The sequence below is a fragment of the Dolichospermum sp. DET69 genome (assembly GCA_017355425.1).
GTDB lineage: Bacteria > Cyanobacteriota > Cyanobacteriia > Cyanobacteriales > Nostocaceae > Dolichospermum.
In genome coordinates, this window is record CP070233.1 from 936,016 (window position 1) to 950,656 (window position 14,641).

At 37.6% G+C, this 14,641-nt stretch carries 12 protein-coding genes; 8 read left to right on the forward strand and 4 right to left on the reverse strand.

Annotation, left to right across the window (positions count from 1 at the left end; genetic code table 11):
• Positions 1–426 precede the first annotated feature (426 nt).
• Positions 427–1,215, reverse strand: a complete 789-nt coding sequence (mreC, locus tag EZY12_04575; protein QSX68958.1) for a rod shape-determining protein MreC — start codon at positions 1,213–1,215, stop codon at positions 427–429.
• A gap of 341 nt (positions 1,216–1,556) precedes the next feature.
• Entirely contained in the window at positions 1,557–2,564 is a 1,008-nt protein-coding gene (locus EZY12_04580) for a rod shape-determining protein (protein QSX68959.1), read from the reverse strand.
• Positions 2,565–2,934: 370 nt separating this feature from the next.
• On the opposite strand from EZY12_04580, the gene EZY12_04585 reads away from it, so the two are divergent.
• Complete coding sequence (locus EZY12_04585) at positions 2,935–3,297, forward strand: single-stranded DNA-binding protein (GenBank protein ID QSX68960.1); 363 nt, start codon at positions 2,935–2,937, stop codon at positions 3,295–3,297.
• 193 nt (positions 3,298–3,490) lie between these two features.
• Here the strand turns inward: EZY12_04585 and EZY12_04590 are convergent, their stop codons facing one another.
• Both EZY12_04590 and EZY12_04595 read right to left on the reverse strand, forming a co-directional pair.
• The gene (locus tag EZY12_04590; protein QSX68961.1) at positions 3,491–4,921 is read right to left on the reverse strand and encodes a DUF4335 domain-containing protein; all 1,431 of its coding nucleotides are present in this window, start codon (positions 4,919–4,921) and stop codon (positions 3,491–3,493) included.
• Positions 4,922–4,935: 14 nt separating this feature from the next.
• Positions 4,936–5,562 carry a DUF3038 domain-containing protein gene (locus EZY12_04595; GenBank protein ID QSX68962.1) on the reverse strand — a complete coding sequence of 209 codons (627 nt, stop codon included), beginning with the start codon at positions 5,560–5,562 and terminating at the stop codon, positions 4,936–4,938.
• A gap of 723 nt (positions 5,563–6,285) precedes the next feature.
• Between EZY12_04595 and EZY12_04600 the strand changes: the two genes are divergently transcribed.
• From EZY12_04600 to EZY12_04630, 7 genes are all read left to right on the forward strand, one after another.
• On the forward strand, positions 6,286–6,804 hold the full coding sequence (locus EZY12_04600; protein ID QSX68963.1) for an adenine phosphoribosyltransferase: 519 nt from the start codon (positions 6,286–6,288) through the stop codon (positions 6,802–6,804).
• A 155-nt stretch (positions 6,805–6,959) separates the two neighbouring features.
• Positions 6,960–8,006 carry an ABC transporter permease gene (locus EZY12_04605; protein QSX68964.1) on the forward strand — a complete coding sequence of 349 codons (1,047 nt, stop codon included), beginning with the start codon at positions 6,960–6,962 and terminating at the stop codon, positions 8,004–8,006.
• A 154-nt stretch (positions 8,007–8,160) separates the two neighbouring features.
• On the forward strand, positions 8,161–8,436 hold the full coding sequence (locus EZY12_04610; protein QSX68965.1) for a hypothetical protein: 276 nt from the start codon (positions 8,161–8,163) through the stop codon (positions 8,434–8,436).
• Positions 8,437–8,465: 29 nt separating this feature from the next.
• On the forward strand, positions 8,466–8,891 hold the full coding sequence (locus EZY12_04615) for a hypothetical protein (GenBank protein QSX70512.1): 426 nt from the start codon (positions 8,466–8,468) through the stop codon (positions 8,889–8,891).
• Between the two features lie 21 nt (positions 8,892–8,912).
• Positions 8,913–11,498 (forward strand): GAF domain-containing protein, encoded by a 2,586-nt coding sequence (locus EZY12_04620; GenBank protein ID QSX68966.1) that lies wholly within the window; start codon positions 8,913–8,915, stop codon positions 11,496–11,498.
• Positions 11,499–11,890: 392 nt separating this feature from the next.
• The gene (locus tag EZY12_04625; GenBank protein ID QSX68967.1) at positions 11,891–13,750 is read left to right on the forward strand and encodes an AIPR family protein; all 1,860 of its coding nucleotides are present in this window, start codon (positions 11,891–11,893) and stop codon (positions 13,748–13,750) included.
• 214 nt (positions 13,751–13,964) lie between these two features.
• Positions 13,965–14,450: a DUF4149 domain-containing protein gene (locus EZY12_04630; protein ID QSX68968.1), complete on the forward strand. Its 486-nt coding sequence runs from the start codon at positions 13,965–13,967 to the stop codon at positions 14,448–14,450.
• Positions 14,451–14,641: the final 191 nt, after the last annotated feature.

Consider the following 14,641-nt stretch of genomic DNA (forward strand, 5'->3'; position numbering starts at 1 on the left):
GAATCAATAAAAGTATTGTACTTAAACTAATCAGTAACATAATCTTGAACAAGAGATAGTAGGGGCGTATTGCTATACGCCCCTACTTAAGTGACGGACTCCACAAACTCCCTCTCAAGTGAGTGTGGGTTTCTGGGCGACTCTTTTTTGAAGACATTTACTGAGTAGGGGCATATTGCTATACGCCCCTACTCCGTGCGCCCCAAGGTTCTTTGGTTTTAATATTTGTTTTTTCGTAGGCTGCATTTGGAGCATTTAATTGGGTTACACCTACCCTGTAATAATGACATAGAAATCAATATTTTGCACTCGCAGGGCGGGAAGCAAGCTATGCTTCGTGGTAACAGAGCTTGTCGAAGTATCGAAGTGTCGCTGTAGCCTTGATTGTTTTCGCTACAGCTTAAATACAATTCAATTCTAACTCCATTATTTAGACACAGTTGGAGTTTCTAAATCTTGTTTCTCTGGTTGAGGATAAACAGTTACCCAATCTAAATACCGAATTGGCGGAAATAACTCTATTTTCGCTATTGATGCGGGAAGTTTCTTTAAATCCAACGACTTAATTTTGCCTATGGCTAAACCAGCCGGGAACTTCTGACTATAAGTAGATGTAGATACCAAATCGCCTACTTTAACATTAGGAACTTTTTCATAAAACTCTAACACCCCTTCAGCAGAAGCATCACCTTGCAAAATTCCTTTAGCTGAGGTACGGCTGATAGTTACGCCCACTTGACTTTTTAAATCACTAATTAACAACACACTGCTAGTATTAGTGGTAACACTTTCTACTAAACCGACTAATCCACCATCAGCTTTAACAATAGAACCTTCTTGAATACCTGATGCAGTCCCCCGATTCAAAATCACCTGTTGCCACCAATGATCAGCACTACGTCCCACTACCCGGGCTATAATTGGCTTTTGTGGCAAGGTTTCTTTTTCTACGTAACTCAGTAAACTTTTTAATTTTTGGTTTTGACTTTCTAGATCGACGATGCGAGTCTGTAACTCCAAAAATCTTGCATCTCTAATACTTTGCTCAGGAATCGCTCCTGACTGTAGCATCTGTAATGGGCTGGTAATTCCTTGATAAATCTCGCGTAACAATGCCCCTTTAGTTTCTCTGAGTGTCCAAGCACTACCTAGGACTAGAGCTAATAAGCCTACTTGTAATCCTTTGTATTCCCACCAACGTTTAATAGCAAACATAATATACCTGTATATATTTTTATAAATTATTCAAGAGTTATAGAAATATAGCCTAGTACCGCAAGGCGAAAGTCAAAAGTCAAAAGTCAAAAGTCAAAAATAATATGGCGTAAGCTTTTTGGCGATTGAGAATGGTTGTTTTATTTACGCCGTGCTGTACTAGTTCCATTTTTTGCGACCTGACAAGTCAGCACTTACGCGATCTCTATCCGCAAATTTTCGACTCAACTTCCTTGTACTTCTGCTGAAAATAAAATAATGGATTCTATAGTTATCAATAAATAAAGAACCCACATATTTCTAACTTATAGCAAGGGACAAAGTGGTTAGAACAATTACTACTACATATTGCGAGAACGCCCGCTGAATACTCTCTCCAACTGCTTGAAGTTTTCTAATACACGACCTGTTCCTAACACTACACAGCTTAAAGGATCCGCCGCGATATGGGTAACAAGACCTGTCTCGTGACTAATTAATGTATCCATACCTTTAAGCAATGCACCACCCCCTGCCAACATAATACCCCGATCAATAATATCTGCTGCCAGTTCTGGTGGTGTCCGTTCTAGTGTCCGCCTCACTGCTTCGATGATTATGGCTAGAGGCTCTACCATACTTTCCCGAATTTCCGGGCCTTTGATAGTTACAGTCCTGGGTAAACCAGAAAGTAGATGCAAGCCGCGGACTTCCATTACACTATCATTATCATCTGCAGTGGGATAGGCAGAACCAATTTTAATTTTAATATCTTCGGCAGTCCGTTCACCAATGACCAGATTATGAACTTTCTTCATATACTGAGTAATCGCTTCGGTTAATTCATCTCCCGCAATGCGAACTGATTCGCTGATTACTGTACCTTGAAGACTTAATACCGCTACCTCTGTTGTTCCCCCACCGATATCAATAATCATGTTACCAGTAGGTTCGGCAACGGGCAATCCCGCACCAATTGCCGCTGCAACTGGTTCATCAATCAAAAATACTTCCCTAGCTCCGGCTTGGGTAGCTGCGTCCATGACAGCCCGTCTTTCTACTCCGGTGACACCACTGGGGATACCAATGACAATTCGGGGCGACATTAGGGATCTACCTTCGTTTACCCGGAGAATAAAGCTTTTTAGCATCAACTCAGCCGTATCAAAGTCAGCGATCACACCGTCCCGCAAGGGACGCAGGGCAACAACATTCCCTGGTGTGCGACCGAGCATTTTTTTTGCTTCTTCTCCTACTGCGATCGCCACTTTGAGATTTTGATCAATGGCCACGACGGAAGGTTCTTGCAGGACAATTCCTTTACCAGACACATAAACTAGGGTATTAGCTGTACCGAGGTCGATACCCATATCCCATGATGGACGAAAATTTAAATTGAAAAGACCCACGCTTCTCTATGCCCCTTATTTACGCTACTTATGACTAGAAAGATAAGATTTAATATTGATAGATTCTATGATGTTTGCTTGCCTGATTCGGTGTAAACTAGACTATTTTTTTAGCTAGTTTTTGTCAATCTTAATTTTAGGTTCAAGAATCTTAAGTTCTATCTTCTCAAGACAACTCAGTATAACTGTATATTTTTTTTAAATACCAAGTATTTTTTGAATTTTCGCGCGAGTTATTTGTGAGGATCATAACATATTTTTAATGCTTTCACAATTAGTTATTATAGAATTACTGAATAATACAATACAAAAATACTAAAAAATAAAAGCCATGAGCATTAATGTTGTCACTCTTGTTGGCCGTGTAGGCGGCGACCCAGATATGAAGTATTTCGAGTCTGGTACAGTTAAGTGTAGATTGACTCTAGCCGTAAATAGAAGATCAAAGAATAGGGATCAGCCCGACTGGTTTAATCTGGAACTCTGGGGCAAAACGGCCGAAGTTGCGGGTAATTATGTCCGTAAAGGCAGCTTGATTGGGGTTAAAGGTGCTTTGAAGTTTGATTCCTGGAGCGATCGCCAAAGCGGAGTAACCCGTTCTAGTCCAGTTATTCACGTAGATCAACTTGATTTACTAGGTTCTAAGCGTGATGGTGAAGGTGGGATGTCTGATATGTCTCCAGATAATTTTTAATTTAGTCAGTGGTCAGTAGTCAGTGGTCAGTGGTCAGTGGTCAGTAGTCAGTAGTCAGTGGTCAATTGTCAGTGGTCAGTAGTCAGTGGTCAGTGGTCAGTGGTCAGAAAAAAACAACGAACAACTAACAACGAACAACTAACAACTGACAACTGACAATTGACAACGAACAACTGACAACTGACAACTGACACTATTTATATCCTTTCCAAGGTGTGACTTCTAATTCACCTTTAGGGGTGAATATTACTTGAAAGTGAGCTAGAGCTTCTTTATTATCTGGTGCAGCTATATTTGAGCCATAAACTGATTGGAACATCTGGGGTAAAGGTGTTTCTCGAAAATAGTCAAAAGCAACTTGATTGAGTGGTTCATAGTCAGCAATCACACCTTCTTTATTCACAGCTACTCGATATTTCAAGTTTTTGGAAAAAGTAGGAGTAACACTCCAATTTTGACGAATTGTACTATACAGCTTTTGATTTAAATCCTTGATTTTACTGGTATCAGTAATTTTTTCGCCGGTTACTTCTGGTGTTTTAGCGTATCCTAGCCAGGGACTAATTTCTAGAACCCCTTTTTGGGTAAATACGACTTTAAATTGAGCAATAGGTTCATTCTGGACACGATTCGCCGGATTATAAAGGAGTTTAGGCAGTGGTGTTTTATCTATTGCGTCACTAGCTTTCTGATTTACCGCTTTATAACCAACGATGCTACCATCGGCAGCGATACCTAAACGATAGACTAAATCATCAGGCATTTCGGAGCGATTTGTCCAAGCTGGATGAATTTGATTATAAACTTGGCGACTTAATGCCCGTAACTTAGATGGATCTGTTATTTCTGGAACTGTCTTTAAAAGTGCCTCTAAATCACTGGTAACGGGGGTTGCTGATACTGTAGGTGTAGGTGTGCTTGTGGGAGTTACTGGGGCTGCGGGTGTAATGGAGGGTGATGCTGTGGGTGTAATTAAGGGTAGGTCAGTGCTGGACTGTGTTTCTGGTTTGACTTGAGGTGGACGAACTTGGGGTGCAGGAATTAAGCTAAAAGCTAATGCAGCTACAGCTAGGCTAGATACACCTACGGTAGCTGGTATTGCTTGTTTGAGTAAGGTTTGACTTGAACCACCATAACTGCGATTAACTGGGTGTAGTTCTAGGCATAATTCTGGTAAGGTCTGGCTATCAGCAAAAAACTGATCTACGGCTTCAACTAAATCAAATAATTGGACTGTGTTGAGGACGATTTGAATGGTTGATTGTGCTGCTTGGTTGGCGTTTCCTCCCAGGTTATCTCCTGTCATTTCGGAGCGCACTGTTAATCTGTGTTTGTTAGTATCAATTTTTTGTAATTCAACTAACTCTGAATTATGATTTTGGCTTTGGGGGTTGGGTATATTGCTTAAAACTTCTTGAGCATAGGCGCTGACTGCTCTAACTAGGCTTTCAAAAAATTCCCTTCCCCCAGCTATAGGTTGGTAACTGGATAAATAACATTCTGCATTCACTAATATAGACAGTTCGGGACGCAGTTCTTGAAAGTTAGCTGTCCTTGTCATGTCACTTAACCCTTCTAGGAGCAGGGTACAATTAGGCAAACTATATTTACGTTGGATATTCATTTTATTTTTTTAATCTACTCCACTTCACCGTCAAAAAGAGAAATCCAGTACCGCTGCATTCCTGCTGTACCTGTGCAGAATAGTAATTTTCCTAATAAGTCTATAGCTAATTCATCTAATTTTTCATCAGAAGTTAATGCTAGTACACCGGAGCGACGGGAATTCATCCGACTTTTAAAGTGCGTTCTAAACCTTTCTAGGTAATTAGCTAATCTTAAATTTTGTTCTGGGGGAATCTGCTTTTCGGCTAATTGTTGATATATGGTTAGTAGTTGCCGAATCACAACTGTTAACCGCCGAGCAATATAGCAAGCAATCACTACTAAGGCTTTGGCTTCTAAAATGTCTAAAGGTCGGCGACTATGCGCTCTCCGCATGGGGTTAGAGGCTCGCATCCGCCATAAGTTTACCCGATTTTTGATAATTCTTTGCAGGTCTAATTCTTCAGCAAAGGATAAAATGGCTTCAGAACCACCTAGTTCTAAGGCTTCAATGGCTAGTAACATTAAATCTATTTGCAATCTAGTTCTGGCTGGACATACCTGGCCAGCGATCGCTGGATCTGGTAAAGTATCCAAAATCATCGGCGTTCCCTGATCGTTGGGGATGTTTAAAGATGGGACACTAGCGGAGACATTCATTCTATAAAGTACCTTATGCGTTTCCAATAAAGTGATTGATATTAACCTCCCACTGCTAATTGCTGGGGCGACATAGCAGTTCAATTATATACATTACTTAGTTTTTCTACCCAAATGTTCCCATATACATTAAATTTTTAAATTTTTGGTAATCGTCAGCCAATTTTGGATTTGCGATTTTGGATTTTGGATTGACTCCACCCTCAAGTGTGGAGCTTGAGAATTTTAGATTGGCGTTAGCGAAGCGTACGCAGCGCAGCGAGTATTTTGGATTAATTCCGCCCTGAAGAGGCGGGGGAACCTGTACCGAAAATTCTAGGGTCCAAAATCTAAAATCCAAAATCTAAAATTTTTCGGTCAATTGATGATTCCTAGGTCGCGCTTTGCTATCAACTCAATACCCTAGTACCGCAGGGCGGAAGTCAAAAGTCAAAAGTCAAAAGTCAAAAGTAACATGGAGTAAGCTTTTTGGCGATTGAAAATGGTTCATTTACTTACGCCGCACTGTACTAGTACAGTAAGGCGTAAGTTAATTAACCATTCAGAATCTGTGAAAAGCTGATGCTGTATTCATTCTAAATTCTAAATTCTAAATTCTAAATTCATAAGAAAGCCGTACTAGTCTCCAGGGTATGACATTATAGGGTAGGATTTGGCAGGGATTGGAGAAAATTTTTGTCTCTTGTCCTTTGTTTCTTGGTTGAACACTAACTACTCACAAATATGGATTTAAAATCTCTAATTCGTGATATCCCCGATTTTCCTAAGCCGGGAATTTTATTTCGAGATGTCACTACTCTATTAAGCGACCCAGCCGGATTACGTTATACTATTGACCTTTTAGCACAAAAATGTTCGGAAATTGAACTTCAGGTGGATTATATTATCGGCATGGAGTCGCGGGGGTTTATTTTTGGTGCGCCGGTGGCTTATAAATTAGGTGCGGGTTTTATTCCTGTTCGCAAAAAAGGGAAATTACCGGCAGCAGTTCACTCAATTGAATATCAATTAGAGTATGGTACAGATACATTAGAAGTACATCAGGATGCTTTACAACCAGGTTGCAAGGTTTTAATTGTGGATGATTTGATTGCTACTGGTGGGACGGCAAGTGCTACAGCAAAGTTGGTACAAAGGATTGACTGCGAACTTGTGGGATTTGGGTTTATCATCGAACTACGGGATTTGCAAGGACGGAAAAATTTACCTGATGTCCCCATTATTTCATTGGTTGAATATTAAGTCGGAACTATGATTTGTTTGATTAATGTGATTGCCATGGGTGATAACTGATTAATTAAGTCGGAACTATGATTTATTTGATTAATGTGATTGCCATGAACGACCAATGACCAATGACCAATGACCAATGACCAATGACTAATGACTAATGACTAATGACTAATACAAAAATTTCCTTGGAGACAAGTCGAAACTGGCTGATCAGCCTAGTTACGAATGAAACTTTTATTTATGTGATGAAACGGCTATTGCAAGCGCTATTGACGATTTTTTTAGCGTCGGCTTTGTCTTTTTTTATTATGAAGTTTTCTCCGGGGGATTATGTAGATACCCTGCGGCAAAATCCGAAAATTTCCCCGGAACGAATTGAGGAAATTAGGCGACAATTTGGTTTGGATAAATCTTGGCCAAAACAGTTTGTCTTTTGGGTGCAGCAAATTGTCACCAGGGGAGATTTTGGGACAAGCTTTGTTTATCAACGTTCTGTATCATCGTTGTTGTGGGAACGAGTCCCAGCGACGTTATTGTTAGCGATCGCTTCTTTAATTATCACATGGGCGATCGCTATTCCTTTGGGTATTCTCGCTGCTGTGAAACAAAATCGCCGCACTGACCAGGTTTTACAAATAGTCAGTTATGCGGGTCAAGGTGTTCCCAGTTTTATCACCGTCTTATTTTTGCTCTTTTTTGCTCAACTGACTACTCCACTTTTTCCGGTGGGGAATATGACCAGTATTGATCATGCAGACCTGACATGGTTAGGTAAAATTCTGGATATCGCTTGGCATTCAGTTTTACCATTAATTGCTTTGAGTATTACCAGTTTTGCTGGTTTGCAACGCATTATGCGAGGTCAATTATTAGATGTCTTGCGCCAAGATTATATTCAAACTGCTCGCGCTAAAGGACTTCCAGAAAACCGGGTTATTTATGTTCATGCTTTGCGAAATGCTATTAACCCGTTAATTACTTTATTGGGTTTTGAATTAGCAGGTTTGTTAAGTGGGGCATTTATTACGGAAAATTTCTTTAATTGGCCGGGTTTAGGGAAATTAACCTTACAAGCTGTGTTAGCAAAAGACCAATATTTGGTAATGGCGAGTTTGGTAATGAGTGCAGTATTATTAATTGTTGGTAATTTAATTGCTGACTTGATTTTAAAAGCAGCCGATCCCCGAATTAAGTTGGAAGATTTGAATTAGTCAGTAGGGGCGCAGGGCCTGCGCCCAGTCATTATTCAATAAGGGCGCAAGTCCTGCACCCAGTCAGTAGGGGCGCAGGGCCTGCGCCCAGTCATTATTCAGTAGGGGCGCAGGGCCTGCGCCCAGTCATTATTCATTATTCATTAGTTATCCAATGGTTTATTATATTATTCGTTCTAGGACAGACGGTAAATATCTCACAGCCCGTGTTGATGATGATGCCACATCAGGATATCTATTATTGTTTAAAGAAGATTTTGAGGCTCTGAGTTATCTAAATACTCATGCTGCTGATTTAGCAAGCCGCTTGACTGTTGAATCTCTTGCTAGTACACAAATCGGCGGTTTGCTCAAACGTTGGGGTTTTGCTGGTGTGGGAATTGTTAATGATCCCTTATTACCGGAAATTGAATTTTTACAGCATATTTAAATAATAAACAAAAGTGCAAAAATATGAATATGAGATTTGCAATTTCTGCCACATTGTTAACTACAACTTTACTATTAATACCAATTAACTCTAAACTAACATTAGCAGGAACTTGTGCTTCCCGGTGTGGAACTGCTCCACTTCATTTTACCCCAGGACAATATATCCGGGTGAAAATTGTCAACCACAGTCATGGTGATGTGAAATTAGAACAGTTACCAGAATTGAGAAAAAAGACTTTAAGACCTGGAGAAAAATTACAATTTGACTTGCGAGGAGGAGAATTAGACGAATTTTCTCTGCTGTTTTGGGATGATGGGGGAAGATATCTCAAAGGTGTTGTGTCTAAACCTAATTTTGGGACTTTGGTTTTAGAAATTCGTCCTAATAGTCGGGATTATCCAGGAGATCGCTCTCTTTATATTCGCAATAATGGACAAGTCCATATATTTTAGTTTAAATATTGGATGATAGTTATGTCAGTGCATGAACCAAATACTGAAGTAAACACAGATATGATTATTGATGTTAATCCTCAACCAAATAATAGAGAGCAAAAAAGTTCTCCTAATGTGGTTTCTTTAACTACACAAAAAGGAACGATTTCTCAATTTCTTGCTCCCTTGACCAAAGACACTTTTAAACAAGTAGTTCAAGAAGTTGAGCAAAAATTACAGGTTGTTAACCAAACCTTATCCATGTTGGATTATCAAGGTTTTGAGACAATCCTTCAGGAAATGCTCCATTCGATTACTCTCAAAACTGCGGAATTATTGGGAGCAGATCGGACAACGATATTTTTATTAGATGAAGAGAAACAAGAACTTTGGTCTATTCTAGCTGAAGGAAAAAGTAAGCGCCCTTTAGAAATTAGGATTCCAGCCAATAAAGGTATTGCTGGTGAAGTTGCTACTTTCAAACAGGTGGTTAATATTCCCTTTGATTTTTATGATGATCCCCGATCAATATTTGCTCAAGAACAAGATAAAAGAAATGGCTACCACACTTATACAATGTTGGCATTGCCACTGTTAAATACAGAGGATAAATTGGTGGCCGTAGTACAATTACTAAATAAATTAAAACCTATTCATGATATTAATGATCCCCTCAACGAACGCATTGATACTAGAGGTTTTACTGAAGTTGATGAAAATGTATTTCTAGAATTTGCTCCTTCAATTCGCCTGATTTTAGAATCATCTCGCTCCTTCTATATTGCCACTCAAAAACAACGAGCTGCCGCTGCATTAATGAAGGCAATTAAATCCCTTAGTCAAAGTGGACTGGATTTAGAAGAAACTCTGAAAAGGGTAATGAATGAAGCGAAAAAATTGATGAATGCTGACCGGAGTACACTGTGGTTGATAGATAGAGATCGCCATGATTTATGGACAAAAATTTATCAAGATAATGGTGTTGCTAAAGAGTTGCGCGTACCTATGGGTCAAGGTTTTGTCGGTATTGTTGCCGCGTCTGGCAAAAAACTAAATATTCCCTTTGATTTATATGAGCATTCTGACTCGGGAACGGCTCAAAAAATGGATCAAAGTAATGGCTATCGCACCTGTAGTTTGCTGTGTATGCCAATATTTAATAGTGATCAAAAATTGATTGGTGTTACCCAATTAGTAAATAAAAAGAAAGTTGGGGATTACTCACCTGATAATCCAGCCTTTTGGCCTAATGCTCCTGATTGCTTCCAAGCTAGTTTTGATAGAAATGATGAAGAATTTATGGAAGCATTTAACATTCAAGCGGGTGTAGCTCTGCAAAATGCTCAGTTGTTTGCCAAACTTAAACAACAAGAAAAAATGCAGCGGGATATCTTGCGAAGTCTTTCCAATGGGGTGATTTCTACAGATAAAACTGGGATAATTATCACAGCTAATGAAAGTGCTAAACAATTATTAGGCTTTGGGGTAGAAGCAGCCTTGGAAGGTAAAATGGTGAGTGATATTGTCACTATTAAAGAGGGAGATTTTAGCAAATGGTTTCAAGATACTCTCCAGTCTAATAATGCTAAAAACAGTCAGCAATATTATCCTGATCAGACTCTATTAACTACAGGCACAGAACAACATAGCGTTAATTTATCATTAAATAGTATTTCTGATGTCGAAGACGAAAATAAAGTCTGTGGCGCATTGGTGGTCATGGAAGATATTAGTGATGAAAAGCGTCTCAAGAGTACAATGTACCGTTATATGACCCAGGAATTAGCAGAAGAATTACTGAAATTAGATGATGCTAAATTAGGGGGCGATCGCAAGGAAGTTACCATTTTATTCTCTGATATTCGCGGCTATACCACCCTCACAGAAAATATGGAAGCGGAAGAAGTGGTAAGAATGTTGAATGAATATTTTGAATCAATGGTGGAAGCAGTCTTTAAACATAAAGGCACTCTTGATAAATATATCGGTGATGCCATCATGGCTGTGTTTGGTTCTCCCTTACCTTTGGCAGAACACGCCGTTATGGCAGTACAAACAGCTTTAGAAATGCGCGATCGCTTGCTAGAATTAAATATCCTGCGTCAATCAACTAATCTTTGTGCCATTAAAATTGGGATTGGGATTAATTCTGATACCGTAATTAGTGGCAATATTGGTTCTAGTAAACGGATGGAATTTACCGCTATTGGTGATGGTGTCAATCTGGGTTCTCGATTAGAAAGCGTCAGTAAACAATATGGTTGCGATATTATTATCAGCGATAATACATATAAAATTTGCCAAGATAGTGTTTGGGCAAGAGAACTAGATTATATCCGCGTTAAAGGACGGAATGAACCAGTCGCTATTTATGAGTTAATTGGAACGCGGACGGATCACATTAATAGCGCCAAACTAGAACTAATTGAGCATTATCACAAAGGGCGTGAATATTATCTAAAACGTCAATTTACCCCAGCCCTTTCGGAGTTTGTGAAAGCTTTATCTGCTGACAATAATGATAAAGCCTCTATGTTATATATGAGTCGTTGTCAGCACTGGTTACAATCACCTCCATCTGATGCTACTTGGGATGAGGGTGTTTGGACATTTAAGGAAAAATAAGTAAGTATTTTTGGGTAATGTGGAGTTGTTTTACTGACGCTGTGTTGTCCTAGAAAGTTTCTGGATATTATTCTCTACAGGGGGAAATATACAGGAACTTTGAACTTTTTGTCCCGGAGAATTGGATAGAGAGAAAATGACGATATAATAAATAGTGAGGTTTTTCAATTTAATAGTCTAAGAGGATGTTTTAAAAGTATTAGATGAAACCGATAATCTCCAAAAACCTAACCCCCCTGCCCCCCTTCCCTCCTAGGGAAGGGGGGTTTCAAAGCCTCTCCCCGCTTCGGGGAGAGGTTTACAAGAGGGGTTTGTTTATACATTAAAAACTTTTCAAACACCCTCTAATAATTTCCCACTCAAAAATAATTTAGTTTCTATTGGTATTTTATATGCTGACACAAGAATTTTATAACGTAATTGATAGCAACCTTAATACACTTTTGGAGAAATATAAAGATGATGAATTCATAAAAAAACATAGCAAAAAAATAGAGAATCAAAAATCTTATGCCCTCTTAATTTGGTTTCTCGAATTTTACGGAAGAAAATCTAACTATAAAGATTTTATTACGGATGGTCATCAAGATCGTTCTTGTGACATTGTTTTTGATAATACAAATAATCAGGGAGAGAAAATTTTTTATGTCGTTCAGTCAAAATGGAATAATCCTAATAAATCAGGCAACGAACCTGATAAAAAGGAAATACTACAAGCACTTAATGATTTTGACACAATTTTGCGGGGAGAAAAACAAAATGTGAATGAAAAAGTAAAAGCGAAATTAGATGATCTAGATAATCACCTTAAAGCTAATGGAGAGGTTAGATTTCTATTTTTGACACTTTCTCAATATAAAGGAGGGGCGGATGAAAATATTAGTGCTTTTAAAAAAGGTGATGAAAAAATTAAATTTGAACTAATTGATATAAATCGGATAAAATTAGATTATATTGACAGAACATATAAAAAAATAGACCCTTTAAATCCTTTAGAAATTTATCATAACCCAGAAGAAAATCCTGTCACTATAGAAATAGTTCAAAAGAATGGAGTTGTTAAAATAGATAAGCCTTTTGAGGCATATATGTTTTTACTTCGCCCCAAAAGTATATATAATTTATTTGAAAAATATGGATTTGCTCTTTTTTATAAAAATGTGAGAAATCCTCTACTGCAATCACAATTTAATGAAGATATAGAAAGAACAGCACTGGACAATCCAGCCTATTTTTGGTATTACAATAATGGCATTACAGCAATTACTTATTTGTTGCCTACTATTGGAAAAAAAGCTGAACAAATAGAATTAACGGGATTGCAAATTATTAATGGCGCACAAACTGTTTATTCTATTTACCGAGCTTACAAAGATGCTACAGTAACGAAGCGCAGACAGATGGATAGTGAATCTTTGGTAACTTTACGCTTATTAAAATCAGGTGGAAAAGATTTTGATTTAAATGTTACGAGGTATACTAATTCCCAAAATCCCGTAGAGGATAGAGATTTTTGTGCTAATGATGATATACAGATAATGCTTCAAAACGCATCATATCAAACTAATATTTGGTATGAAAAAAGGCGTGATGAATTTAGAGAAACTCCAGAGAATGTAAAAAAAGTTCCAAATTATATTTTTGCAAACGTCTATTTAGCTTATCATTTGCAAGACCCTGTTAATGTTATCAAAAATTATGATCAAAGAAAAATGAATAAAAACTTGAATTTTATTTCTCATAAAGAACATAAAGATGGTCTTTATGAGAAAATATTCAATGATAAAACAACATTTGAAAATATGTTGTGTGCCTTTTATGTTTTTAACGTAATTTATAATGCTGCACCTTTTTCATATCAAGCTACTTTCAGAAGCTATTTATATCATTTATTAGCTTTATTTAAAGTAGCTTTTACAAAGTATTTAAAGGCAAAATTTAATAATGATATAAATGTAAATAAACATATCATCGAAATTTATGAAAAAAATGAAAAAGAAATTATTATCAAAACTTTCAAGTTTATTAATCAGTTTGTTAAAAACCAACTTAAAGTAAGCGACAATGAAGAAAAAACAACAGAAAAAATATTAAACTTCTTATTCAAACCTTTTCACTATGAGAAAATAAAAGAAGCCTTAGAAGATTTAGAACTTTTCGTTGAGGATATTGAAAATGTAATCATTAAAGATAATGAACAACTGATTGAGGGAGAAACCGATGAAGAAAATAATATCGAAAACAATGACTGATACACAATAGATTTGATAATTTTTAATTAACCAATACTTAATACAGTATTGGTTGGTTTGTGAAGATTTGTTAATTGAACTTCAAAGTTCTTTACAAAACCATCTGAAACCCCTTTAATAACTATATTTTCTTGTTTGTAACAGTTAGTTGATATTTGTTGTCAAAATTATTGTTTTAGTTAGACACTAGGAAGACAACAAAGCAATTATTTTTATGAACACTATTTCCAATCTGGAATTTAAACGGTCAACTTGGCAAACAGCTATTATGTTGACTTTGGGCTTCTGGCTCAGTGCTAGTCTATGTTTAGATTGGGTAATTATGCCTAGTCTTTACTTTGCTGGCATGATGAACGAAGCTAATTTTTCTACAGCAGGTTATGCTGTTTTTTGGACTTTTAATCGCTTAGAATTATTGTCTGCTGCTGTGGTTTTAACTGCTGTACTGGCCATTAGCAAGACTAAATCTAATTGGCGTTTGGGTAGTATTGCTTTATCTGGATTACTGTTAACAGTAGCATTACTAGATACTTATTTTTTAACTCCCCAAATGTGCGCTATAGGAAGTAATTTCAGCTTACTCGCTAGTCATCCAGTATCAGCAACAATGAATTTATTACACAGCGGTTATTTTTTGTTAGAAGCCTTAAAAGTATTAGCAGGAGGTATTCTTTTAAACTGGTACTGGCGAGAAGCTTAATTTTTAGAACCTAAGAGACTTCCAAATAAAAAAATATCCCAAAATTTCTTGTGGAGCAGGCATCTTGCCTGCTAATAATATCAGGAGGGAACCGGATGCCCATCCCACAAGATTGGATGACTAAAGCCATGCTCCGCGTTCACGAAGTTGACCGAATAGATACATCATGACAAGACAGGATAATTTATTTT